The 23,015-nt window shown below is 68.0% G+C and carries 24 protein-coding genes; 7 read left to right on the top strand and 17 right to left on the bottom strand.

Features of this window, described 5'->3' with window-relative positions; genetic code table 11:
* Positions 1–3 precede the first annotated feature (3 nt).
* Both AOP72_RS03855 and AOP72_RS03850 read left to right on the top strand, forming a co-directional pair.
* A complete protein-coding gene (locus AOP72_RS03855; RefSeq protein WP_062132645.1) occupies positions 4–1,458 on the top strand; it encodes an MBOAT family O-acyltransferase in 1,455 nt (484 codons plus the stop codon).
* A 1-nt stretch (position 1,459) separates the two neighbouring features.
* Positions 1,460–2,728: a DHHW family protein gene (locus AOP72_RS03850; protein WP_062132642.1), complete on the top strand. Its 1,269-nt coding sequence runs from the start codon at positions 1,460–1,462 to the stop codon at positions 2,726–2,728.
* Positions 2,729–2,737: 9 nt separating this feature from the next.
* On the opposite strand, the gene AOP72_RS03845 is transcribed toward AOP72_RS03850, so the two are convergent.
* From AOP72_RS03845 to AOP72_RS13380, 3 genes are read right to left on the bottom strand one after another with little or no spacing between them, the layout of a single operon-like run.
* Entirely contained in the window at positions 2,738–3,115 is a 378-nt protein-coding gene (locus tag AOP72_RS03845; RefSeq protein ID WP_062132639.1) for a type II toxin-antitoxin system death-on-curing family toxin, read from the bottom strand.
* A complete protein-coding gene (locus AOP72_RS03840) occupies positions 3,115–3,321 on the bottom strand; it encodes a hypothetical protein (protein ID WP_062132636.1) in 207 nt (68 codons plus the stop codon). The genes AOP72_RS03845 and AOP72_RS03840 overlap by 1 nt, the downstream gene beginning before the upstream one ends.
* Before the next feature lie 47 nt (positions 3,322–3,368).
* Entirely contained in the window at positions 3,369–3,926 is a 558-nt protein-coding gene (locus tag AOP72_RS13380; RefSeq protein WP_193746346.1) for a M48 family metallopeptidase, read from the bottom strand.
* Positions 3,927–4,058: 132 nt separating this feature from the next.
* Here AOP72_RS13380 and AOP72_RS03830 point away from each other — a divergent pair, with 132 nt between their 5' ends.
* Together AOP72_RS03830 and mltG are read left to right on the top strand one after the other, a co-directional pair.
* Positions 4,059–4,622 (top strand): sigma-70 family RNA polymerase sigma factor, encoded by a 564-nt coding sequence (locus AOP72_RS03830; RefSeq protein WP_062132630.1) that lies wholly within the window; start codon positions 4,059–4,061, stop codon positions 4,620–4,622.
* Entirely contained in the window at positions 4,622–5,599 is a 978-nt protein-coding gene (gene mltG, locus AOP72_RS03825; RefSeq protein ID WP_193746345.1) for an endolytic transglycosylase MltG, read from the top strand. The genes AOP72_RS03830 and mltG overlap by 1 nt, the downstream gene beginning before the upstream one ends.
* Here the strand turns inward: mltG and AOP72_RS03820 are convergent.
* The 5 genes from AOP72_RS03820 to AOP72_RS03800 form a co-directional block, all read right to left on the bottom strand.
* Complete coding sequence (locus tag AOP72_RS03820; protein ID WP_062132625.1) at positions 5,596–5,937, bottom strand: YciI family protein; 342 nt, start codon at positions 5,935–5,937, stop codon at positions 5,596–5,598. The genes mltG and AOP72_RS03820 overlap by 4 nt on opposite strands.
* Before the next feature lie 141 nt (positions 5,938–6,078).
* Positions 6,079–7,893, bottom strand: coding sequence for a glycoside hydrolase family 9 protein (locus AOP72_RS03815; RefSeq protein WP_062132621.1), 1,815 nt, complete (start codon positions 7,891–7,893; stop codon positions 6,079–6,081).
* 172 nt (positions 7,894–8,065) lie between these two features.
* Positions 8,066–9,331: an AGE family epimerase/isomerase gene (locus AOP72_RS03810; protein WP_238581601.1), complete on the bottom strand. Its 1,266-nt coding sequence runs from the start codon at positions 9,329–9,331 to the stop codon at positions 8,066–8,068.
* Positions 9,332–9,362: 31 nt separating this feature from the next.
* Positions 9,363–10,856 carry a mannitol dehydrogenase family protein gene (locus AOP72_RS03805; RefSeq protein WP_062132618.1) on the bottom strand — a complete coding sequence of 498 codons (1,494 nt, stop codon included), beginning with the start codon at positions 10,854–10,856 and terminating at the stop codon, positions 9,363–9,365.
* Complete coding sequence (locus AOP72_RS03800) at positions 10,853–11,554, bottom strand: nucleoside/nucleotide kinase family protein (RefSeq protein WP_062132615.1); 702 nt, start codon at positions 11,552–11,554, stop codon at positions 10,853–10,855. The genes AOP72_RS03805 and AOP72_RS03800 overlap by 4 nt, the downstream gene beginning before the upstream one ends.
* A 174-nt stretch (positions 11,555–11,728) precedes the next feature.
* Between AOP72_RS03800 and AOP72_RS03795 the strand changes: the two genes are divergently transcribed.
* Both AOP72_RS03795 and AOP72_RS03790 read left to right on the top strand, forming a co-directional pair.
* Positions 11,729–12,460 carry an SDR family oxidoreductase gene (locus AOP72_RS03795; RefSeq protein WP_062132612.1) on the top strand — a complete coding sequence of 244 codons (732 nt, stop codon included), beginning with the start codon at positions 11,729–11,731 and terminating at the stop codon, positions 12,458–12,460.
* Positions 12,461–12,539: 79 nt separating this feature from the next.
* On the top strand, positions 12,540–13,544 hold the full coding sequence (locus AOP72_RS03790; protein WP_062132609.1) for a LacI family DNA-binding transcriptional regulator: 1,005 nt from the start codon (positions 12,540–12,542) through the stop codon (positions 13,542–13,544).
* On the opposite strand, the gene AOP72_RS03785 is transcribed toward AOP72_RS03790, so the two are convergent.
* From AOP72_RS03785 to AOP72_RS03750, 8 genes are all read right to left on the bottom strand, one after another.
* A complete protein-coding gene (locus AOP72_RS03785) occupies positions 13,541–14,428 on the bottom strand; it encodes a hypothetical protein (RefSeq protein WP_202965639.1) in 888 nt (295 codons plus the stop codon). The two genes, AOP72_RS03790 and AOP72_RS03785, sit on opposite strands and share 4 nt — an antisense overlap.
* A gap of 61 nt (positions 14,429–14,489) precedes the next feature.
* Entirely contained in the window at positions 14,490–15,848 is a 1,359-nt protein-coding gene (locus AOP72_RS03780; protein ID WP_062132604.1) for an FGGY-family carbohydrate kinase, read from the bottom strand.
* Between the two features lie 112 nt (positions 15,849–15,960).
* The gene (locus tag AOP72_RS03775; RefSeq protein ID WP_062132601.1) at positions 15,961–16,971 is read right to left on the bottom strand and encodes an ABC transporter substrate-binding protein; all 1,011 of its coding nucleotides are present in this window, start codon (positions 16,969–16,971) and stop codon (positions 15,961–15,963) included.
* Positions 16,968–18,083 carry an ABC transporter permease gene (locus AOP72_RS03770; protein ID WP_062132598.1) on the bottom strand — a complete coding sequence of 372 codons (1,116 nt, stop codon included), beginning with the start codon at positions 18,081–18,083 and terminating at the stop codon, positions 16,968–16,970. Before AOP72_RS03770 ends, AOP72_RS03775 begins: the two co-directional genes overlap by 4 nt.
* Positions 18,080–18,844, bottom strand: coding sequence for an ATP-binding cassette domain-containing protein (locus AOP72_RS03765; RefSeq protein ID WP_062132595.1), 765 nt, complete (start codon positions 18,842–18,844; stop codon positions 18,080–18,082). Before AOP72_RS03765 ends, AOP72_RS03770 begins: the two co-directional genes overlap by 4 nt.
* Positions 18,845–18,908: 64 nt before the next feature.
* Positions 18,909–19,976, bottom strand: a complete 1,068-nt coding sequence (locus AOP72_RS03760) for a LacI family DNA-binding transcriptional regulator (RefSeq protein WP_062132592.1) — start codon at positions 19,974–19,976, stop codon at positions 18,909–18,911.
* A 302-nt stretch (positions 19,977–20,278) separates the two neighbouring features.
* Complete coding sequence (locus tag AOP72_RS03755) at positions 20,279–20,848, bottom strand: P-loop nucleotide/nucleoside kinase family protein (RefSeq protein WP_062132588.1); 570 nt, start codon at positions 20,846–20,848, stop codon at positions 20,279–20,281.
* Between the two features lie 94 nt (positions 20,849–20,942).
* A complete protein-coding gene (locus tag AOP72_RS03750; RefSeq protein ID WP_062132585.1) occupies positions 20,943–22,049 on the bottom strand; it encodes a branched-chain amino acid aminotransferase in 1,107 nt (368 codons plus the stop codon).
* Between the two features lie 117 nt (positions 22,050–22,166).
* Between AOP72_RS03750 and AOP72_RS03745 the strand changes: the two genes are divergently transcribed.
* A complete protein-coding gene (locus AOP72_RS03745) occupies positions 22,167–22,550 on the top strand; it encodes a RidA family protein (protein WP_062132582.1) in 384 nt (127 codons plus the stop codon).
* Positions 22,551–22,554: 4 nt separating this feature from the next.
* Here AOP72_RS03745 and AOP72_RS03740 read toward each other — a convergent pair whose 3' ends face one another.
* Positions 22,555–22,992: a hypothetical protein gene (locus AOP72_RS03740; protein ID WP_062132579.1), complete on the bottom strand. Its 438-nt coding sequence runs from the start codon at positions 22,990–22,992 to the stop codon at positions 22,555–22,557.
* Positions 22,993–23,015 lie beyond the last annotated feature (23 nt).

Raw genomic sequence — 23,015 nt, 5'->3', positions numbered from 1 at the left:
CGCATGGTCTTCACGAGCGTCGTCTTCGTCTTCCTGTTCCTGCCTATCGCGATGGCGCTGTTCTACCTCTTCCCGGCGCGGTGGAGAACGATCCCGCTGCTCGTGACCAGCGCGGTGTTCTATGCCTGGGGCGAGCCCGTGCTGGTGCTGCTGATCCTGGGCACCGGCATGGTCACCTATTACCTCGGCAAGGTGCTGCTGCGGGCCGAGGGAGTCGCGCGCAAGTGGTGGCTGGCGGCCGGCATCGTCGTGATCTCCATCCCGCTGGTGGTGTTCAAGTACCTCGAGTTCGTGCTCGACTCCCTGGGGCTCGAACGAGTGTCGGCGGAGGTCACCCTCCCGCTGCCCATCGGCGTGAGCTTCTACACGTTCATGTCCATCAGCTACCTCGTGGACATCTACCGTCACCGCGACGATGGCGCCCCTGGGCTGCTCGACTTCTCCGGATTCCTGGCGATGTACCCGCACCTGGTCGCGGGCCCCATCGTGCGCTGGGCGCACATCGGCCCTCAGCTCGCGAAGCCCACGTTCGACCCGGGCCTGTTCACGTACGGCGCCATCCGCGTGGCGACGGGACTGGCGAAGAAGGCCGTGCTGGCGGATTCGATCGCGCCCATCGTCGACAGCCTGTTCGCGAGCGGCCACCCCACCTCGGTGGGAGCCGCGTGGCTGGCGGTGATCCTCTACTCGCTTCAGATCTACCTGGACTTCTCCGCCTACTCGGACATCGCCATCGGCCTTGCCGCCATGATGGGAATCCGCTTCCACGAGAACTTCCGGTACCCCTACCTGGCGCGCTCCGCCCGCGAGTTCTGGCAGCGGTGGCACATCTCGCTCGGTTCGTGGTTCCGCGACTACGTGTACATCCCGCTGGGCGGCTCCCGCGTCTCGCCCCTCAAGGTGTGGCGCAACCTCTTCGTGGTGTGGGCGCTCACGGGCCTATGGCATGGTGCCGCGTGGACCTTCGTGCTGTGGGGCCTGTACTACGGCGTGCTCATCGGCATCGAGCGCTTCGCGATCGGCAAGCCCCTGGAACGGCTGCCGCGATGGCTGCAGCACGTGTACGGCGTCCTGGTCGCAATGCTCGGCTGGGTGCTGTTCCGGGCCGTCGACGTGGGCCAGGCGATGGCGTACTACCGTTCGCTGTTCGGCGCGGGCGGGGTGCCGCTGTGGGACGCCCAGGCCACGCTCGCCCTCCAGCGTGGCGCGGGCCTCGCGATCGTGTCGATCGCTCTCGCCGCCGGCGCCGCGAAGTGGCTGATGGATCGCGTCCGCAGCCAGATCGCGCTGCCGGATGACGATGAGTCCCTCACGTCCCTCGCCGAGACACGAGCCACACGCGTGCTGTCGACACGCGCCGCGATTGGCTGGTCCGTGGTGGTGGTGGCGTGCATGCTGATCGCGACCGCCTACATGGTTTCCTTGACGTACGCACCCTTCATCTACTTCAGGTTCTGACATGGCTGACACCCCCTCGCACGCCGCCCCTCGCCGCCGCACCCTCCTCGTGACGCTCCTGCCGGCGGTCGCGCTGCTCGCCGTCGTCGTCGTGGGACTGGTGGGTCTGTCCCTGCGCACCGAACCGCGCGCCTCGAACCTCGACGGCCGCGACCTCGTCGAGTTCCCGGCCCCCGATCCGGACGAGCCGGTGGAGGCCATCGAGGCCGTCATCGACAAGTCCTGGATGGCCGGTGTCGAGGACTGGGCAGGAGATCAGATCCCCGGACGCGCCACGTGGCTGTCGATCCACGCCGTGGTGCAGACCGATGTGCTCCAGGACCCCGTGGTCGATGACGTCTACATGGACGGCCCCGACGGGTTCCTCTTCGAGCGGCACCTCGATCGCTCGGTGCCGGAGAACATGGCCACCAACGCGCAGGCGCTGTCCGACCAGCTCGCTGAGGCAGACATCCCGCTCATGTGGATCTACGCCCCGCGCAAGGAGGAACTGCGTCCCGAGGTGACCCCCGAAGCGTGGGGAAACGACCTCATCGCCGAGCGGCCCAACGTGATGGCGGCGCTCGATACCGGCGACCCGATGCTCGACCTCACCCAGACCTTCGATGACCCGGAGCTGTTCCGGGTGCAGTACTTCCGCAACGACCACCACTGGACGGCCGATGCGGCGGCGCTCGCCGTGCAGGAGGCGGCAGAGCTGGCAAGGGCCGAGCTCGACGTCGACATCCCCGACGATGCGCGCTCGTACGAGCGGGTCATCTACGACGATGCAGCGTTCTACGGCACGCTCGGTCGCCGCGTGACCGCGCCCGTCACCCCGGGGAAGGACTTCCTCTCCTGGCTGGAGCCCGAGGGCGGCTTCTCGGCGCGCCAGTGCCTGGACGACGCGTGCGACTCGCCGCTCATCAACACGTACCGGCTCGAGGAGGACTCGCTGTACGCCAACCGCTATCGCGTGTTCCTCGGCGGCGACTCAGGGCTGCTGCGGATCGTGAACGAGGACGCACCCTCGGACACCACGGCAGTGCTTCTCAAGGACTCGTACGGCAACCCGTTCGCGATGTACCTCGCCGAGCGGGTGCGCGAGCTGTACGTCATCGACGAGCGGCACTACGACGGCGATCTCGAGATGACCGAGTTCGCCGCGGACGTCGACGCGGACATCATGATGGTGCTCCACAACCAGGTGTCACTGCTGGGTGTGACGCGCTTCGACTCGACGTCGTGGGTGGACGTCAAGGGCGCCAGCACCTACGAGGAGGGCGACTGACCCTCGCGGCTACCGCGCCTCGGTGCGCAGTCGCGCCGCGATGTCCTCCACGTCGCGCAGATCGCCGCTGGCGACGGCCATCGTGAGGTCGAACAGCTCGTCGTTCGACAGTGCAAGATCCCGGCCGTTGACGTACAGGAACATCGCGGCGAGCAGAGCCGCGAGCCGCTTGTTGCCGTCGACGAGTGGGTGGTTGAGGCACAGCGAGTGAAGGAGCGCGGCGGCCTTCATCTCCACGCTTGGGTAGGCGTCAGCCCCCATGACAGTGGTGCTCGGCCGCATCAGCGCGGAATCCAGGAGCCCGTCGTCGCGGATAGGCCCGATTCCTTCTCGCCTGATGACCTTCACGGCAACCGCGAAGGACGGGTAGATGACGGGTTCCGTCATCACACGCTTCCAAGACGATCAAGCGCGTCGCGGTACTTACTGCTCACGTGCTCGTAAGCGTCGGTGAACGCAGCGTCGGTGCGGTCGGCGCTCGCCGACTCCTCGACCGCCCGCAGGATCGCCTCGTTCTTCGAGACTCCCCACCGCTTGGCGAGGGCCGTGACCATCGCGTCCTGCTCCGCCGTCATCCGCACCGTCATCGCCATCCCCCGATGGTATCAAAGTGGTATCACGCTGTATGAGGGCCGGGCGTTCAGAGCGGACCCAGCCTCTTCCGGCGGTCGCGCCAGTCAGGCAGGTGACGGTCCATGAGCGCGTAGAAGTCGCGTCCGTGGCCGTTGGCGAACAGGTGGCACAACTCGTGCACCAGCACGTACTCGGCCATCTCGTACCCGCGCCGCGCGAGCTCGATGTTGAGCGTGATGCGACGGGTGGACGGGCGGCAACTCCCCCACTGCGTGCGCATGATCCTCAACGACAGGTGGGGGGTCGCCACGTCGAACTCGGCACACCACCGGGGCAGCAGGATCTCGAGCCAGTCCGCGAGCTCAGCCCTGAGCGCCTCTGCCTCGGCGCCGTGCTCCAGTCGCGGCTCCATGCCCACCAGCAATGCGCGTCGCTTCGCGATCCACGTGCGCCTGGAGGTCACGAACTGATCGATCTGCCACAGCGGCGTCGCGTGCGGCGCGCTCACGCAAATCTCGCCGTCCGGCGGCACCACTCGCATGCGGATGCTCCGCATCCGCTTGCGGGTCAGCGTGTACTCGAGCGAGGGGGCCGCGGATCGGTACTCGGCGTGGTCTCGTGACATGACCAGAACAGTATGCGCGACCGCTGTCTCGGGGCCGCGCATCGGCGCCACTGCGGTGGGCATCTCGAGCGCACCCAACCTGGGGACGGCCACTTGCGTCCTAGCCACTATGAGCAATGGGACGATGACCGCATGAGCGCCTGGTCGAGCACTCTCGACGCCCTGATGCGCGAGCGCGCGGCCGCGTTGTTCGGCTACGCGTACGTGCTGACGGGTGACGCACATGAGGCCGAGGACCTGCTCCAGGAGGCGCTGGTCCGCACCTTCCGCAGCAGCCGCCGCGTCACGAACATCGACGCCGCCCACGCGTACGTGAAGCGCGCCATCTCAACGGCCTTCATCGATCGTCACCGCCGCGCGACCGCCCGCCCGCAACGCGCCCGAGGCGACGACGGCGACTACACCCTCGCCCGCGCATCGGCCGCTGGCGCGGATCCCTCCGTGCGCGTGGCTACGCACCTGGATCTGCACGCCGCCATCCTCACGCTCCCGGCCCGCGAGCGCGCGTGCGTGGTGCTGAGGTACCTCGACGACCTGCCCGTCGCGGGCGTGGCGAGCGAGCTCGGCCTGGCCGTCGGGACGGTCAAGCGCTACCTGTCCGATGCGGTCGCGCGGCTGCGCGAGATCTGCGCCGACGTCGACTTCGATACACCCGAGTCCATCCCCGTGAACGCCCACGCCCGAGGAGGCAGATGATGAGCACCGCACGCGAACAGCTCGCCGCTATCCAGCACCGCGGGGCGACCGCGTACGCCGGCACGGCCCTCGCCTCCAGCCACCGGGGCGTGACCAGGCGGGTGCGCCGCGACCGCACCGTCCGTGCGAGCGCCGCCACTCTCGCCGGCGTCGGGGTGGTGGGCGCCGGCACCTTCGGCGCCCTGCACCTGCGAGGGGCCGATGCGCTCGGGCCTATGGGAGCTCCGTCGCCTTCCCTCTCGGGCTCCGTCAGTCCCTCACCGGCGCCGAGCGACTCTGCTCCCGCCGGGACCGTCATCGAGGTCAAGGCGGGCGAGCGCGCCGATGCGATCATCGAGCGCCTCGCGGAGGCCTACGAGACCGACGCCGAGACAGCGCGCGAGTCCGTCGCCCTCCGACTGCCACCCGAGGCGGCGGGCAACCCCGAGGGCTGGCTCGCAGCAGGAGAGCACGCCACGTGGGCCGAGGACGGCTCGGCGACAGCGGGCACCCTCACCCACCAGGCATCGTCGATGGTGGCCGGCACCGAAGTAGCGCTGTACGACGTGCCGCGCGAGCAGTGGCAGGAGGTCCTGACCATCGCGTCGCTCGTCGAGCAGGAGACCTCGCGCACCGAGGACATGCCTCAGGTGGCGCGAGTGATCCGGAATCGCGTCGATGCGGGCATGCGGCTCGAGCTCGACTCGACTGTTCACTATGCCCTTGGCGCGGAGGGAGACATCTCACCGTTCACCACCGCTGAAGACCGAGAAGTGGACTCCCCCTACAACACCTACGTCAATGCTGGGCTGCCTCCCGGGCCGATCGCGACGCCGTCCCGCGAGGCGCTCGAGGCCGCGATCGACCCGGCAGACGGCCCGTGGATGTACTTCGTCGTCGTGGACCCGGACACGGGCGAGATGCGGTTCGCGGAAGACTTCGAGGAGCACCAGGAGAACGTGATGCTGCTCCAGCAGTGGGCGCAGGAGAACGGCTAGCTCGCCGGGTCGTACCCGAAGGCGCGCAACTCCTGCGGGCAGCGGCAGGCGGCGGCGATCGTCGCGGCCCATTCGACGGCATCCTCACGTGAGGGCAGCTCCAGCACCAAGAAGCCACCCGTGAGGCTCGAGCCCGGGTATGTCTCTGCGCTCACCGAGCCATCGGCGGCCACGCGCACCGGCTCGACGGCTTCGTCGATCCCGCCGCCGAACACGTAGACACCCGCCGCCTTGGCCTCCTCGATGACGGCGTGGGAGTCGGCGGAGGCGGCCGCGAGCTCGTCTTCGGTGAGAGCCGCCATCGCCACGCTCGGGAACGTGATCAGGAACTTCGTCATGGCTCGATGATGCGCCCGGTGCACGGTGCGCGCCAGTGGTGGGCGGGCGGCATGGTCAGCAGGACTACGCAGGACGCACGCCGACGGTGAGAGTGGGCCCGGCGACTATCTGGGGCGCAGGGCACCACGGGTGGGGCGGGGCTAGAGCGTGACGCGGGCCTCAGGGAACGCCAAGAAGGCCGTGGCCGCCGCCAGCGCCGAGTTCCAGTTGATGGTGATCTCGTTGGTGGACCACGAGGAGATGTCGTCGACGTAGGCCAGTTGCGGAGCGCAGTCCTTGTCCGGGTACAGGGCCGTGATCGCCTCGTCCCACGTCCCGACGTCGGCATTCGGCCCTCCCGCCACGGAGCCCACGGGCGGGTGCGGAAGGGACTCGTCGGCCTGGTGCGCGAACCACCGCGAGTGCTGGTTCTGCACATCCCTGGTGCCATAGCCGGTGATGTAGGACAGATCCAGCGCGTTGCGTCCGAGCAGGTAGTCCATGCTCTCCCGGGCGGCGGCCAGCAGCGACTCGTCACCTGACAGGTCGTACCCCGCGCCGAGCACCACGATGTTGTTGAGGATCTGGGCGTTCGAGGCCCACACGTAGCCATCCTCCGGCAGCGCCTGCCCGAAGGCCTGCTGCGCCTGGACCGCGGCGATCGCGCGCGCCCCGGCCACCACCTGGGCCGCGAGGCCCGCGCGGTCAGGAAGCGCGCTGTCCACCGTCGCGAGCTGGATCTTGGCGATGCCGTCCAGCTGGTCCCAGCTGAAGCCCTGTACGGGGAACGAGTCGGCGGAGTGCACCGGCGACGCGGCCAGGAAGTCCGCGTACTCGGACTCCCCCGTGGTGAGGAACAGCTCCGCGGCTGCCCAGTAGAACTCGTCGGAGACGTCCTCGTCGTCGTAGGGCCCGCCGCCGTTGGCACCGTCCTCCTGAGGCGCGTACAAGTCCGGGTTCGCGAGCGCCGCCTTCCACGCCGTGATCGAGGCCGCGAGCAGCGTTCGCGCGTAGTCGCCGTCGTAGGGTGCCCACAGCCGCGCCCCCTGGGCCGCCGTGGCCGCCACGTTCAGGGTCGCCGCCGTCGACGGTCGGTGCAGGTATCGCTCTCGCGGATCGTCGGCAGGCAGCATCGGCAGGCCCGTCCACCCGAAGTCGTGGACCTTGTGGTGCACCATGCCGGCGAGCGGCTCGCCTTCTGGCACCATCATCGACATCAGGAAGTCGAGCTCCCACCGGGCCTCGTTCAGCACGTCTGGAACGCCGTCGCCATGCTCGGGAAGAGGCAGCGAGCCGTCCCCCAGGGCGTCGACGGCGGCTCCGCCCGCGCGGAGCGCCCGCTCCCACACACCCAGGAGCTGCGCCACCGCGATGCCGCCGTTCACCACGTACTTGCCGTGGTCGCCGGCGTCGTACCAGCCTCCCGCCACGTCGAGCCGGTAACCGGCCGTCCACGGCTCCCCGTAGACCTTGGCCGATTCCTCCGCCGGCTGGCACGCCACGTTCAGGTCGCCCTTGTTCGTGTCGCGGCCGGTCGCATCGGAGACGTGACCGGCGGCTCGCGCGTAGTCGTCCCCGACGATGCTCGCCTCGATCTCGGTGCCTGAACGCGCAAGATAGAAGTACGCCAGCGCATCGGTCATCAGGGGCGCGTACAGCCGCTCCCGGACCACGAAGAACGCGCTGCGTTCGCCGTCCGCCTCGAGCGCGTAGATCCCCGCACCGTCCACCGTCGAGAAGTCCACCCGGTGCACGTGAAGGCCTGCGGTCGCATCGGCCCCCAGGACGGTCGTGGAGCCGGAGGCGACGACGGCACCCTCGCTCGTCCGCACCTCCCACGCCACCGGCGCGGTGGCGTCGCACACCACAGTGGCTCGCTTGCGCGCGCTCGGCTCGTAGCCGTACTGATTGACCCGCACGCGAGAGCCGGTCACAGGGGTGAATGCCGTCGCGGCGGCGCGGGCGTCATCGTCCACGGTTCAGGTCCAATGCGTCGGTGAGGAGCTGGCGTCGATGTCGTGACCCCAGACGGTTCGGGGCCCACCCTAGTGGACGGGGGACCCCACCCTCCCGGGGGGAGGCGGTCAGAGCTGGACCTTCGCGGAAAGCATCACGGGCGACAGCGCTGGAGCTCCTCCACGGCGCGAGTCACGCTCGAGGATCGATCAGGCCCTGTCGCAGCGCACTCGCCAGCGTGGGTGCCTGCGGCAGACGCGGAATCAGCGTGGCTTGGAGCGCATGATAGATGTCCGGCTTCCCCTCCCACACGGTGCTCGACGGTCGGTTCTGGGAATCGAGCTCGTGCACCCACGAACCGGTCCCATCGATGAAGGAGGTCGCGGCGTGATCCCACCAGCGCGCGTACCAGTCGGCGTAGCTCTGCTCTGAGGTGGCGCGCCAGAGTGCGGCGGCGGCGCCGATCGCCTCAGTGACCACCCAGTGCATGCGCGCGCGGATCACCGGAGCGCCATCGAAGTCCACGGTGTACACGAAGCCCTCTGCCCCATCGACTGCCCAACTGTCGGCGACGGCCCTGTCGAACAGCGACTGCGCCGCGTCCCACAACCACGAGACGCGCCCCGGAGCCGTCCCCGCTGCCACCTCGGCAGCGCGAGCATGAAGGGCCAGCCTCGCCCACTCGAAGGAGTGCCCCGCTGTGGCGCCGAAGGGGCGGAACGGGTGCGCCTTGTCATCCTCGTTGTACCTGGGCAGTGGCTCCCACTGTTCTGAGAAGTGCTCCGGGATTCTCCAGTGCTCGTGAGCTGCATAGCCACACACCCGCTCGAGCACTCTCAACGCGCGGGCACGCCATGAGGGGTCGCCGGTCGCATCGGCGACTGCGAGGTACGCCTCGACGGTGTGCATGTTCGCGTTGACGCCACGGTAGGGCTCTGAATGGGACCAGGTCTCGTCCCACCCCTCTACCGCCATGCCCTCGTCCTCGCGCCAGAACTTGTCGAGATGCACCACCATCGCGCTCTGCAGCAGCTCCGCAGCGCCCGGCCGTCCCGCGACGGCTGCCGACGAAGCCGCCAACAGGACGAAGGCATGCGCGTAGGCCTGTTTGGTGCGATCCACCGGACCATCGACATTGACGGAACTGAACCATCCCCCATGAACCTTGTCCGCGAAGGCTCCTTGCAGACTCGCGATGCCGTGGTCTGCCAACGCGGCGCACCCCGGACGCCCGAGGAGCGCGCCAAGACTGAACGAGTGCGTCATGCGGCACGTCACGTACAGATCGGAGTAGCCGTCAGGGCGGGACGGCGCGACCTGCCCGTGCGAGTCGAGATTCCCGAAGCCCGTGCTGATGGCGCTGCCTGCACCGAACCGCAGGAGCCCGTCGACGTGATCGTCGAGCCATCGCGCATGCTCAGGATGCCCGAGCCTCATGTTCGGCTTCATCTCCACCATGGCCTCCCCCTTGACTCGCCTCGTTCAGCATTCACGAGAGCGACCTGTCCCTCGCCGGTGCGACTCCCGTCAGGAGGGATGTCAAGGCGGACCGAACTCCGTGCTCACGGATGCGTGCGCGATGACTCCAGTACGCGTCCCGAGCGTCGGCGTCCCGGCCAAGCGCGCCAAAGATGGGTTCGATGTCCAGGAGAACTCCCACATCCCCGGCCTCTTCTCGAGCGGCCGTCGCGAGCAGAAGGTCGAGCCAGGTGTCTGTGATGCCCTCACCGGCCGTGGGCAACGCCTCGGCAAGCCACGCGCTCCACGCGGCCACCGCGAAGAGTCCATGGTGGCTGAGCGCGCCCGAGCCGCGCGCGGCCAGCACCGGAACCACGAACTTCGGAAGTCGGTCAGAGGAATTGACGACCTGTCGCGCCACGGTGTCGCGCACCGCTCGCGAACCGAAGCGCTGGATGAGCGTCTCGCAGTACTGATCGAGGTCCACTCCTGGCACAGGCGCAAGGGTGGCCCGCGCTTCGCGCATCCACCCCGACAGCAACGCCACGATCTGCGGGTCGCGGCACGCCTCGTCCACCCACGTGAGGCCCGCGAGGAGCGCGGGATAGCTCATGACCTGGTGCGATGCGTTGAGCAGCCGAAGCTTCATCAGCTCGTAGGGCTCGACGTCCGTGACCAGTTGAACGCCCGCGTCCTCCCACGCAGGGCTCCCGGCGGGGAAGTCGTCTTCGAGCACCCACTGCAGAAACGACTCGGCTCGTACTGGCCAACGGTCCTCGAGTCCGATGTCGCTGGCGACGGCTCGGCGCGTCTCCTCCGTGGTGCCCGGTGTGATGCGGTCGACCATCGAGTTCGGGAACGACACCTCGTCGGCTATCCAGCGCGCGAGCTCCGGTTCCCGCGCGTGCGCGACCGCGATCAGCGCCTTTCGGGCCACGCTCCCGTTGTGCTGCACGTTGTCGCAGGACACCACCGCGAAGGGCGCGACCCCGTTGTCTCGTCTGCGCCGCAGCGCCTCAGAGATCAACCCGAACGCACTGGACGGAGTGCCCGTGCCTTCCATGTCCTCCCGGGTCGCCTCGTCGGGGGGCGAGAAGTCTCCCGTCGCGTCGTCGATGCCGTAGCCGCCCTCGGTGATCGTGAGCGAGACGATGCGCACGGCGGGGTCTGCCATCTGCTGGAGCACGGCCTCTGGGTCGTCCGGCGCGTGGAGGTGCTTGACGAGACTGCCGACCACGCGCACCTCCTCCGCCCCATGCGGGTCGACGGTCGTCAGCGTATAGAGCCCGTGTTGAGGCACCAGTGCGTCACGCATCTCGGCGTCTGCGGGGCGAACGCCCACGCCGCAGATCCCCCATTGGGGATCCGCCGCCAACAGCCGGTCCACATACAGCGCCTCGTGCGAACGATGAAACCCGCCGACCCCGATGTGCACGATGCCGATGCGGACTGCGGCTCGGTCATACTCGGGTCGCCGCACATGGGGCGCCAGGTCGGCCAGCGCGTGCGGGCTCAGGCTCGTCATCGGGTCTCCTCGTGTGCGATGTGCGTGCTGACGCGGCCATCCGCGGGCGGGCTCGAAGGAAGGCGGGCGATCAGGTCGGCGCGGTCGCGCGCTTCACTGACGAACCGGGCGTTCGGGAGATCGACGGACTCCACCCACTCCGTGGCAGCGTCCAGCGGGTGGCCGTGTCCGGCGCGCCGCTCGACTAGGCGCCGGCGGACCACCTCGGTATCGACGTCGATGTACCAGACCTCATCCAGCAGGTCGCGCACCTCCGACCACCCGTGCGAGGTCGTCAGGAGGTAGTTTCCCTCGGTGATCACCAGGGGGATCGTCGCGGCCACCTCCTGCGCGCTTCCGATTGACTGCTCGATCGCGCGGTCAAAACGGGGTGCGTAGACGTGTGCGTCGCGATCTCGGATGCGCCGAAGCAAGGACACGTAGCCAGCGACGTCGAAGGTGTCGGGTGCGCCCTTGCGGCCCCTGCGACCCATCTCGGTGAGCAGTTCGTTCGACAGGTGGAAGCCATCCATCGGGACCACGACTGCGTCGGCGCCTAGCGCGGCGCCAAGGTGCTCCGTGACGGTCGACTTGCCCGCACCCGGCGGCCCGGTGATGCCGAGCATGGTGCGCCCCGGTCGCTTCAGGAAGCTGCGCGCACGTGCCAGGAGGTCCTCGAGCGTGAGTTCGACCGGACCACCACCCTGCAGATTCGGCATCTGTGCCTCCGTCCAGCGGTCGACGTCTTCGCAGCGACGAGTGCTACGCTACGCACGGATGACACCGGTGTCAATTGGGCCGGTCATCCGTGTCACGACACGCAGTCCGAGCGACTTCTCGGGATGGGCCCGCCCCTGACGAGACACCGTCACGGACCTACGAAGGGATCAGACATGACGATCGATTTCGAGCAGCGGCCCATTCTGGTGACGGGCGCCGCGGGTGGCATCGGGAGCGCCATCGTCCGGCATCTCGTCGCCGCGAATGCGGATGTGATCGCGAGCAACCGCACTGCGGAGAGCCTCGAGGAGATCAGCTCAACGACCGGCTGCCGGACGTTGCCCTTCGACCTGACGTCGGAAGACGAGATCGCATCGGCACTCGGGGACCTCGACGTCTGGGGCGTCGTGAACTGTGGTGGATTCGGCGGCGAGATTGCCACGCCGATGGAAACGGACATCGACGTCTTCGACAAGGTGATGGCGGTCAACGCACGTGGCACGCTGCTGGTGACGAAATACGCCTCGCGGACAATGATCCGCCGCGAACGAGGCGGCGCAGTCGTCAATGTCTCCAGCCAGGCATCTCTCGTCGCGCTCGCCAATCACGTCTCCTACGGCTCCTCGAAGGCTGCGGTCGACAACATCACACGAGTGAGCGCTCTCGAGCTTGGCCGGTACGGCATCCGCGTCAACAGCGTCCACCCCACCGTGGTGATGACAGAGATGTCGGAGTTCTACTGGGGACGCCCAGAGATCGGCGAGCCATTTCTCGCACAGATGCCGCTGGGTCGCTGGGCAACGCAGGACGAAATTGCCGCACCGGTAGTATTTCTGCTGAGCGACGGGGCTTCGATGATCTCGGGAGCGCACTTGCCGATCGACGGCGGATTCACCGCGACCTAGCAAACCGCGCGCATCCCAGGAGCGTCGTCGTCCAACGTCGCTGGACAGCGGCCGATCGCAGTGGAGGAGACGAGCCCACATGGTGAGTATGCGCGACGTCGCACATGCGGCAGGGGTCTCAGTCAAGACCGTCTCGCGTGTCTACACCGGTGACGCTCATGTCTCACCGGACACCAGGGAGCGTGTCGAGCGCGCCATTCACGAGCTCGGCTATGTCGCCAACGGGCTGGCGTCGACCTTTCGCACAGGGCGCTCGCCGGTCATTGGAATCGCGGTGCCGGATATCAGCGACCCGTTCTTCGCCGCACTGGTGCAAGGGGTGGATGCGGTCGCGGCCGAGAATCGGCTGATCACTGTCGTGGCATCGATTGCCGACGAGGAACTGGAGCGGGAACGGGTCGAAGCGCTGCTCAGCCGGCGCCTCCAGGGCTTTGTCCTCGCACCCACCAGTCACGATCACGCGTACCTCACGCCATGGGCGCATGAACTGCCGATAGTCTTTGTCGATCGCCAGCCGATTCACCTCGCGGTGGACTGGATCGAGTCGGACGACGAGCACGGGGCGTACACCGCGGTGAGCCATCTGATCGCTCTCGGGCACCGGACTGTGGCGTTCCTTGGCGACAACGCTGGGGTCTCCACCACGAACGCGCGCTTCGAGGGCTACCGACGCGCTCTTGAGGAGGCGGGCATCGCCCCCGACTCCACCCTGGAAGAGTTGGTGGAGACGAGCACCGCAGCCGTGGAGGCCGCCACGACCCGTCTGCTCCAGCTATCGCACCCACCCACCGCCATCTTCTCCTCGAACTCTCGCTCGACCATGGCGCTGGTACCGATGCTGAAGCACCATCCCGTCGCCGTCGTGTCCTTTGGCGACTTCCCACTCGCGGATGCCCTTCAACCCGCGATATCGGCGATGGCGCAGAACCCACGAAGGATCGGCATGCTTGCCGCGCAGCGCGTGCTCGACCGGATCGAGGACCCCGAGCGCGACTTCCCACGTCGGCTCGAGGTCCCCACGACACTGATCGTCCGAGAGTCGAGTACGGGAGTGCCCTCTGGTGTCGAGGGCGACCCCAACTAGATCCGGTCGACCGCTGCCTCCAGCTCGCGAAGCCGCGGGAGCGCACGGGACGTGAGAAGGCCTGCCCGCACCTCATGACTCACCGACAAGCTGTCCTTCCAGAGGGAGCGGCCCGCCATGGCACCACTCGCACCGTTTGCGACCGCGGTGCGCACCTGCTCGATGAACGTGGTGTGATCGACTCCGGCGGAGAGCACGGCCCACGGGACGCCCTGGGCGGCGTCGGTGACAGCAGCGCACGCGGCCGCCGATCCCGGATACTGAAGCTTCAACACCTTCGCCCCGCATTCGACGCTGATGCGCGCGGCCTCGGCCACGAGCCCGGGCAGCTTCTCCGCGTACTCCTCTTCGCTCTCCCCGTCGAGGCGATACGTGAGGATCTCCACGATCAGCAACAGCCCCGCTTGTTCACAGGCAGTCACCAGGTCCCTGATCTCATGAGCCACACGCGAGTCCGCGTCCTGACGATCGGCGCGCATGTACCACAGCATCTTCGCCACATCGCCTCCCAGATCGAGCACCGTCTGGGGGGTCACGCCGTCGGAGAAGCGAGTGAATCGCAGGCCGTCAACCTCGTCGAAGCCTGACGCATCCATTCCGACGACGAGCGCCGTGTCACGCGAGATGACGCCGTTGTCCGGGATGGCGGGCAGGGCCACTTCCGGATCCAGAAGGATCGCAGAGGCCTCGTTGCCGAGGTAGCGCACCAAGTCCGCCTTCGCCTCTGCGAGCTCCGCCGGGGTCACCGCGCCGTCGGGGCCGTCGGTCATGACGGCCTTCATGCCGTTGCGCTGGTCAGCGGCGACAATCAGCATGTTTCCAGCGGCGGTCGAGATGGCCGCCATTGCGCGCTTCTCCCGAGTGTTGAGTTCGTTCTTAGCCATAGTTCTCTCCATTGTTGTGAGGTGATCTGGTCTGGATCTTGTGCGTGAGGGGGCGCGCCCGTCACGAGCGAGCAGTGGCGTCCACGAGGTCGCGTGCTGCCATCGCGGCACCGAAGGCGGTGTCCTGCGCCTGTGCCGACACCCGGATGTTGGGGAGGACGCGTGCCCGAGCCTGCCGAACACTGTCCATCGCCGCCCACCCGCCTGACAGCAGCGTGGACGTGGCGGGAGGGACCTCCCTGCTCATCGCGTCGAGCAGGATCGCGATCTCGTCGTTGCCGTGATGCAGCACGGCGAGGAAGGCCTCGGCCGGGGTCACGCCGTCGGCGGGGATCGTCAGCGACAGGACGCCGTCGTCGTTGCGTGCGCCTCGTACGACCACTGAGCCTTCCGGGAGTCGCCCACCCGGCGGCAGCATGCAGACCTGAGTGTCGAGACGTTGCCGTTCATCGTGGCCCTCCACACCGAGGAGCTGGAGGCTCCGACGCATGAGGAGCCCCGTCTTCACCCCGGCGACGAGGACGAACTGCCCGTCGACCACGTGGCGCACACAGTTGATGAGATGCCCCGCGAGACGCTCACGTGCGGCACGTGACAGCGGCTGATCGAGCACCCTCAGGATGACCTCGGCCGTGCCCATCGACACCTGGTATTGCGAGCCCGGGATGGTGCCGCCGGAGACGGCTGCCACGAGGTGGTCGTGCCCCGCGACTGTGATGGCCGCTCCCGCGAGCGCGCGTGGCATCCACTCCTGATCGGCCACGCCCCGGAACGTGCCGGCGGCGACGAGCGGCGGCATGAAGCCCTCATCCACCCCGAGGTAGGCGAGCATCTCCGGCCACGCCTGACCGGTGTCCTGGTCGAGGAGACCTGTGCGCGAGGCCAGAGACAGGTCCGCTGCCGGAGCGGCGCCGAGCGCCGCCGCAACGAACTCGGGAAGGTTGAGCCACCGCAGACCCGTGAGGTCGAGACCTTGATCGCGAAGGTAGAGGATCTTCGCCACGGAGACCTGTGCACCGAGTGGCAGACCGGTCCGACCGGCGAACTCCGACCGTAGTTGCTCGGGCATGGACGCCACCTGGTCGGCGCCGCGTGGATCGAACCACGCGAAGGCAGGAGCCACGGCAGACGATGCGGCGTCGACCAAGAAGCCGGTCTCCCCCATCCCTGCGACCGCGATGGACGCGATGCGTGCGTCGGGGTCTCCAGTTCGGTCGACCACCGCCGCGGCCGCAGACTCCAACAGCGAGCGAACGGCTGCGATCACGGCCGTCGACTCGAGTTCGGTGGTGCCCGCAGGGCCCGCGATCCATGGAGTCGGCCGCTGCTCGACGAGCAGCTCAGCGCCGGTCTGGTCGAGCACCAGGATCTTGACGCCTGTGCTGCCCAGGTCGAGGCCGGCCACAAATTCGGTGTGCACGGTGCATCCTTTCCGTCGCGGAAGAGTCGTGGGGGTCAGTGATCGCTGCCCGCCCCCTCGGTGGTTCTCCCCGCGTTGCGCAGGGAGAACCACCGAGGTGTGAGTGGTGGACCTAGCAGGAGGACGCGTACAGCGCCGCCTGCCCCTCTTCGCTCTCGAGGTTGTCCAAGGTGACGATGGAGAATCCGGTCTGGATATTGGACTCCGTGGACTCTCCACGGATCGCCGCGACCGCCTGCTCGACTCCCTGGTACCCGATCTGGTACGGCTGCTGAGCGATGATCGCCTGGACCGTTCCGTCCTGGAGGGCCTCGACCTGGGCGGGTCCGGCGTCGAAGCCGACGACCTGCACCTCGCCTGCGACGCCGGCCTGCTCGATGCCAGTGGCGGCGCCCTCAGCGCCGTAGATGTTCGTCGCGAAGATCGCGGCGAGGTCGGGGTGGGCCTGGATGGTCGAGGTGACGATCTCGGCCGCGGTCCGGGGCTCGTTCTGGGCGTACTCCACGCCGATGTACTCGAAGGACGAGTCCTGTGCGACGGCCTCCTCGAAGCCCTTGACGCGGTCGTCGGAGGTCGAGATGCCCGGCTGGTTGTCGATCACGAGCACCTTGCCGCCATCGGGCACGAGCTCCTTGATCGCGTCGAATGCCGCGGCGCCGCCGCCGACGTTGTCCGAGGCGATGTGCGACACAGCGAACGAGGGGTCCTCGACCGTGGTGTCGACCAGCACGACTTCGCTGCTCTCCGCGACCTGTTCAAGCGGGCGTTGGAGCGCGGAGACGTCGTTCGGTGCGATGAGCATCGCGTCCGGCTCGCTGGCCATCACGGAAGCGACGATGGGCTGCTGCAAGGCGGGGTCCCACCTCTGGGGTCCCTGAACGCTCACCTCGATGTCTCCCATCTCCTCGGCCGCCGCGCGAACGCCGCACTCCATCGAGATGTAGAAGTTGTCTCCGATGACGCCCTGGACGAACGCGATTTCCAGTGCTTCGTTCGAGCTGCCCGTGCCCTCTCCGGTCGCCCCGTCGTTGGGGTCGGACTCGCCTGCACTCGAGCACGCAGCGAGCGTCAGCGCCATTGCTGCGGCTACGGAGCCGGCCTTGATGGTGGTGATGCGACTCATTTCTTACTCTCCTTTTCTTGGGACTTGCGTTTGCGGGGGAAAACTCGGGCCAGGAGCGACTGACCGGACGAGCCGCCAGCGTTGGCGGCCCGGCGCGTCTGATCGACGTACACCGCGGCGACGAGGAAGGCACCGACGACGACCTGCTGCCAGTACGGCTCGACGCCGAGGATCACGAATCCGTTGCGCAGCGTCGCCGGGATGGCGAGGCCGACGAGGGTGCCGAACACCGTGCCGATGCCGCCGAAGAGGCTGGTACCGCCGATGACGACTCCCGCGATCACGTCGAGGTTCGTCAGGCTGTGGCCGGCGATGGTGGTCGAACGGAAGAACGACAGGTTCAACACTCCAGCGAGGCCCGCGAGGAGGCCAGCGAACGCGTAGACCTTGATGAGCTGGCGATCGACGTTGATTCCCACCCGACGGCACGCCTCGGCGTTGGAACCCACGGCCGAGGTGCGGAGACCGAACCGCGTGTAGTTGAGCAGCACGATGCCGATGATCACCACCACACCCGCGATGATCACGAGGCTCGGCACTCCGAAGAGGCTTCCGAAGCCGACGGAGTCCACCAGCACATCGGGGGCCGCGCGCATATCGATGCCGCCCGTCAGCACTTGAGCAAGCCCGAGCGCCGCGACGAACGTTCCCAGGGTGACGATCATGGGAGGCACCTTCGCCTTGGCGACGAGGAAGCCGTTGATCAGCCCCCACACCAACCCCGATAGCAAGGCGGCGAGGATGCCGGCGATGGCGGCTCCCCAGCCTTGGCCGTCACCCGTGCCCTGGACGACCAGGGAGGCCATGACGCCGCTGAACACCAGGACCGACCCCATGGAGAGGTCGATGCCGCCGGTGATGATGATGAACGTCGTCCCGACGCCCAGAATCGCGAGAATCGACATGCTGATGGCGGTGTTGCGGAAGTTCGCAATGTCGAGGAACGCACCCGGACTCAACACGGAGAACACCACGACGATCCCCAGCCACACCAGCACGATCTGCATGGCCTGCGACTTGAGGGTGTCGCTCAGACGTCCACCCAACGGTCGGCGTATGACGGCATCCTCTGCGCTGCGCGAGGTGATGCCGTCTTCAGTGGTGAGCGTCATGCCGCTTCCTTCCCGTCAAGGGCACCGGTCATGGCACCGACGAGCTCCTCGACGTTGGTCTTGCTCGATTCCATGACCGCGACTCGCTGTCCGTGGCGCAGCACGTGCACGCGATCCGCGACGTCAAGCACCTGAGGCATCGAGTGGCTGATGAGAACGACGGCGACGCCCTTGTCCCGGATCCTGCGGATGAGATCCATCACGCCTTTGGTCTGCACGACTCCGAGCGCGGCCGTCGGCTCGTCGAAGAAGATGACTTCGCTGGCCCACGCCGCGGCCCGCGCGACGGCGATCGCCTGCCGCTGCCCTCCGGACATGGCCGTCACCGGTCCCGTGAAGTTGCGCACGGTCGCGCCCAGGTCCTCGAACGCAGCCTTGCCCTGCTCCCTCATCAAGGAGCGCTCCATGAATCCGAGCTTCCCCAGGAGGCCTGGCTTCATCACTTCACGGCCCAGGTACATGTTCTGGATCGGGTTCAGGTGGTTCGCCAGCGCGAGGTCCTGGAACACGGTCTCGATTCCTCGGCGACGGGCGTCGGTCGGAGTGCTGAGGTGAATCGGCTCCCCGTTGTAGAGGATCTGCCCCTCGTTGGGCTGATCCGCACCCGCGAGAATTCTCACGAGCGTCGACTTGCCAGCTCCGTTGTCGCCGACGAGAGCCGAGATCTCGCCCGGGTAGACGTCGAAGTTGGCTCCCCTGAGCGCGTGAACCGCACCGAAGGACCGCACAATCCCACGTGCTTCGTAAATAGGTGTTGTCATCGTTGACTCCTTTCCAAGACACCAGCAGCGCTTGCCATGTCCACCACTCCCCTGCTCGATTGGTTCACGTGTGCCCTCCGGCCGTGTCGACTGTCACGGACGCGCGACTGTCTCCCGCCGTCGGACGTGGCGGAAGCTCTCCAGATCCCCGCGCGATCAACTGTGCGGGCACCACGATCGGACTCGTCTCGACACTCGTCCCATCGCCGCGCAGCCGGTCCAGCAGCGTGTCCGCGGCGACCTGGCCAAGCCGGTGCGGCGAATGGTCGATGACGGTCACCGCCGGGGTCAGGCTCTCCGCCATGGGGAAGTCGCCAAAGGCCAGCAGCGCGGTCTCAGTTCGTTGGACGAGATGGAGGGCAGGGACCGCGCCCAACGACAGCCGGGTATTGGTCGCCACCAGTGCGGTCGGGGGCGTCTCCAGAGCGAAGAGCTCAGCCACCGCGTTGCGGACGAAGCTCTCGTCCAGGCACTCGTCCCGCACCAGCGCCCGGTCGACGGGGTGGCCCGCGTCCGCCATCGCGCGCTGGAATCCAGCGTGGCGGTCTCGCGTGGTCGGCACCTTCTGTGAGTCGCTGAGGATGGCGATACGGCGGTGACCGTGATCAATGAGGTGCTGAGTGGCCAGCCTCGCGAGCGCGTAGTCATCGGACACCACAGAGCGCGAGCCCGGGAACTCGCCAACGCGGTCCACGAAGACCACCGGCATGGTGCCCAGCCGAAGCCCGACCAGGCTCGTCTCCGAGCTCGGCATCACGATGACGCCCGCGCATCTGCGCTGCTGAAAGTCCTGCACGATGGCCCGCTCGCGGAGCGGATCGCGGTGGCTCGAGGTGATCAACACCTGGTACCCGGCGTCCGAGAGCCGTGCCTCAATGCGTGCGACGAGGGCTGCGACGAAAACGTCGCCGATGTTCTCGACGACCACCCCGACACTGAGGTCTCTGCCAGCTCGCAGTGAGCGCGCGGCAGGGTCTGGCCGGTAGCCCAGCTCGAGCATCGCGGCACGCACGTTCTCGCGAGTTGCCGGAGCAACTCGGGGGTCGTCGTTGAGCACACGTGACGCCGTCTTGATGGACACCGACGCCATCGCGGCGACGTCTCTCAGGATCGGTTCCTTGGCGCTGGTCACGATGCCGCTCCACTGGCGTACACGACCGCGGCCGCGGTGGCCGGTCCGTCGAGCCGAATGTTCGGGGCAAGCATTCGTGGAGCCCTCCTCGTTGAGGCATGTCATCGTTGTCATGGTGACGCGAGTCCCATCCTGGGCCGTCGTGACACCGATGTCAAGCCCGCGATGACATCGGTGTCATCTTTGTTGCACGACTGTGACATTGAGCGGAGGCGTAGCGAGAGGTGGACGCCCGAGGCTTCGACCCACCTGCCGCGAGACCCCGATGCCACGGGCCCCGACGTCAGCGGGGCGGGTGGGGACTACGCAGCGAAGTCGGAAAGCGACTCGAGGATTCGCGTCGCTTGTTCGCTCGCCGTCAAGGCGCCGTCCACCTCGATGTGCGGCGCGCGAGGCGGGTCCAGATCGAGAGACGCGATGTAACCGGGAAGGTCGTCGATCTTGCCCTGATCACGCGGGGCGGCTCGCGCAACAAGGCGGTCAATCAGGAGCCCAGGCGAGATGCGGATCCACACCAGCCGAACACGGCCGCCCGTATCCGCGAGCTGGCTTGCGAGCCGATCCCACGCGTCAGGATCCTGGCGCTCGGCGGTGAACGGCGCGATCATGATCACGGGCACGCCCGAACGCAGGCAGTCCGAGGCGACACGAAGCAGGCACTCGTAGCGGGCCTCGCGGGTCAGCGCGGCGAGCCGGGGGTCGGCGTAGTCCGACGTCCCCACCACTCCCGCGACCACGTCGACCAAGGGGTTGGTCATCGAGTCCTGATCCAGCAGCGCTGCACCCATGCGTCGCGCGAGTTCAGCGGCGGTGGTCGACTTTCCTGAGGCGGGCGCACCCGTCATCACCAGGGCGAAGGGCTCGGAACTCACACGCGTACCCTACCCACACCGTCGACAACCCGCGGTGCCGGGCTCCTCGCGACGAACACGCCATGCACCGCCAGTCGGCGACGCAGACACGCGTCTAGGCGACGCGGCGCATCCAGCCCATCACGTCGTCGGCGCGCCCGTACTGGATGTCGGTGAGCCGCTTCCGCAGCGCCATCGTCACGGTGCCGGGACCACCGTCGCCCACGACCACGTCGTGGTCGGGCGACACCAGCCGCGCGATGGGCGTCACCACGGCGGCGGTGCCGCACGCGAACGCCTCCTGGATCGAACCATCGGCGATGCCGTCCCGCAGCTCCGTGATGGAGATGTCCCGCTCCATGACGTCGCGACCCTCGGAGCGCAGCAGCTCGATCACCGACGAGCGGGTCACGCCCTCGAGGATGGTGCCGGTCACGCGGGGCGTCCAGATGGTGCCGTCGCGGCGCACGGCGAACACGTTCATGCCGCCCAGCTCCTCGACGTACGTGTCGCGCGCGGCGTCCAGGAACAGCACCTGGTCACAGCCGTGGTCCGTGGCCTGCTGCTGCGGAAGCAGCGACGCTGCGTAGTTGCCGGCGGTCTTGGCCTGGCCGGTGCCGCCGTTGCCCGCACGGTGATACCCCTGCGCCACCCAGATCGACACGGGCTTCACGCCATTCGGGAAGTATGCGCCCACCGGAGACGCCAGCAGCACGTACTCCACGGTCTGCGACGGCCGCACGCCCAGGCAGGGCTCGGTGCCGATCAGCATGGGGCGCAGGTAGAGGCTGGTCTCCTCAGCGGACGGCACCCACTGCTCGTCCACGGTGAGGAGAGCCTCGACGGACGCCATGAAGTCCGCCTCGGGCAGCGGGGCCAGGGCCATGCGGAGCGCGGAGGTCGCGAGCCGAGCGGCGTTGGCTTCTGGCCGGAACAGGCGGATCGAGCCGTCGGCCCACCGATACGCCTTGAGCCCCTCGAACACCTGCTGGCCGTAGTGGAGCACGGTCGCCCCGGGATGCAGCACGAGGTCGCCGAACGGCTCGATGCGGTGATCGTGCCACCCCTGCTCCGCCGTCCAGGTGGCTTTGGCGAGGTGATCGGTGAACACCGTGCCGAAGGGCTGCGAGTCCATACGGCGGGCGCGCTCCTCGGCCGATGCGGGCGCGGGGTTCTGCGTCACGGCGAAAGTGGGTGTGGTGCCAGCCGTCGAGTCGCTCATGCCGTCACCTTAACCGCGCTGGGGGAACGCGACGCGCCCGCCTCGCCGCGCATCCTGCCCTCTCCCGCGCTACCGTCAAGGAAGCGGGCCGACCGCGTCCGCGGACGGGAGGCAGTCATGGCAGTCACGCACCTCAATCCCGAGTCGATGCATCGCTCCCCCGCGTTCTCGCAGGGCGCGGTCGCCACGGGTTCCCGCACGGTCTACGTGGGCGGGCAGAACGGCGTCGATGCGGACAACGTGATCACCGGCGACCTCGTCACCCAGACCGAGACGGCGCTGCGCAACGTGCTCACCGTGCTCGCCGAGGCCGGCGCGTCGCAGGAGGACGTGGTCAAGCTGACCATCTATCTCCACGCGGAGACCGATGTGCAGGAGGCGTTCGCGGCCTCCCAGGAGGTGTGGGGACCGCACGCGGTGCCCGTGACCGTGGTGGTCGTCGCCGGCTTCGGACGACCAGAGGCATTGGTCGAAATCGACGCGATCGCAGTGGTGGGCTAGAGGCTCAGCCGCACCAGTCGCACACGCCCGTCGACGGCAGATTCGTGTAGCAGGACGGGCAGGTCGCGACGGCCTGTGCGCGCGCAGGCTCCGCTGCAGGCCTGCGCCGCGGCGAGGCGCGCCGGATGCCCGAACGCGACCCCGCATCGGCCGGTGCCGGCGGGACGCTCTCCGGTTCTGCGATCTGGACCCAGTCGCGCACGCCGTCCGGCGGGTGGATCGCGACGAAGGTGCGGGTGATGTACGCGATGGGGGTGGTCTGGCCTGCGCGCTCGAGCGCGACGTGGTCGCGAGAGTCCGGGATGAATACGTGCTCGAAGTCGAGCGCGCGCACGGCTGCGCGGGCCTTGTCGACGGCCCCGAGGGGCAGTTCGAAGTCCGCGAGGGCGCCATCGAGGGTGGAGAAGTAGGTGCGGGATTCGAGGTCAGTGCTGGGTGTCACTGGCCCATTTTCCCGCACTCGGC

Source organism: Demequina aestuarii (assembly GCF_000975095.1).
Classification (GTDB): Bacteria; Actinomycetota; Actinomycetes; order Actinomycetales; family Demequinaceae; genus Demequina; species Demequina aestuarii.
This window is presented reverse-complemented; position numbering and strand designations above follow the sequence as displayed.

Excerpts from the sequence above, each read along its gene's own strand:
- AOP72_RS03805 (WP_062132618.1), bottom strand. The coding sequence starts at position 10,856 with ATGACGAGCCTGAGCCCGCACGCGCTGGCCGACCTGGCGCCCCATGTG.
- mltG (WP_193746345.1), top strand. The coding sequence starts at position 4,622 with ATGAGCACCGCACGCGAACAGCTCGCCGCTATCCAGCACCGCGGGGCG.
- AOP72_RS03850 (WP_062132642.1), top strand. The coding sequence starts at position 1,460 with ATGGCTGACACCCCCTCGCACGCCGCCCCTCGCCGCCGCACCCTCCTC.
- AOP72_RS03770 (WP_062132598.1), bottom strand. The coding sequence starts at position 18,083 with ATGACGCTCACCACTGAAGACGGCATCACCTCGCGCAGCGCAGAGGAT.
- AOP72_RS03750 (WP_062132585.1), bottom strand. The coding sequence starts at position 22,049 with ATGAGCGACTCGACGGCTGGCACCACACCCACTTTCGCCGTGACGCAG.
- AOP72_RS03800 (WP_062132615.1), bottom strand. The coding sequence starts at position 11,554 with ATGCCGAATCTGCAGGGTGGTGGTCCGGTCGAACTCACGCTCGAGGAC.
- AOP72_RS03840 (WP_062132636.1), bottom strand. The coding sequence starts at position 3,321 with ATGGCGATGACGGTGCGGATGACGGCGGAGCAGGACGCGATGGTCACG.
- AOP72_RS03830 (WP_062132630.1), top strand. The coding sequence starts at position 4,059 with ATGAGCGCCTGGTCGAGCACTCTCGACGCCCTGATGCGCGAGCGCGCG.
- AOP72_RS03745 (WP_062132582.1), top strand. The coding sequence starts at position 22,167 with ATGGCAGTCACGCACCTCAATCCCGAGTCGATGCATCGCTCCCCCGCG.
- AOP72_RS03775 (WP_062132601.1), bottom strand. The coding sequence starts at position 16,971 with ATGAGTCGCATCACCACCATCAAGGCCGGCTCCGTAGCCGCAGCAATG.
- AOP72_RS03810 (WP_238581601.1), bottom strand. The coding sequence starts at position 9,331 with ATGGTGGAGATGAAGCCGAACATGAGGCTCGGGCATCCTGAGCATGCG.
- AOP72_RS13380 (WP_193746346.1), bottom strand. The coding sequence starts at position 3,926 with ATGTCACGAGACCACGCCGAGTACCGATCCGCGGCCCCCTCGCTCGAG.
- AOP72_RS03790 (WP_062132609.1), top strand. The coding sequence starts at position 12,540 with ATGGTGAGTATGCGCGACGTCGCACATGCGGCAGGGGTCTCAGTCAAG.
- AOP72_RS03845 (WP_062132639.1), bottom strand. The coding sequence starts at position 3,115 with ATGACGGAACCCGTCATCTACCCGTCCTTCGCGGTTGCCGTGAAGGTC.
- AOP72_RS03855 (WP_062132645.1), top strand. The coding sequence starts at position 4 with ATGGTCTTCACGAGCGTCGTCTTCGTCTTCCTGTTCCTGCCTATCGCG.
- AOP72_RS03785 (WP_202965639.1), bottom strand. The coding sequence starts at position 14,428 with ATGGCTAAGAACGAACTCAACACTCGGGAGAAGCGCGCAATGGCGGCC.
- AOP72_RS03795 (WP_062132612.1), top strand. The coding sequence starts at position 11,729 with ATGACGATCGATTTCGAGCAGCGGCCCATTCTGGTGACGGGCGCCGCG.
- AOP72_RS03765 (WP_062132595.1), bottom strand. The coding sequence starts at position 18,844 with ATGACAACACCTATTTACGAAGCACGTGGGATTGTGCGGTCCTTCGGT.
- AOP72_RS03820 (WP_062132625.1), bottom strand. The coding sequence starts at position 5,937 with ATGACGAAGTTCCTGATCACGTTCCCGAGCGTGGCGATGGCGGCTCTC.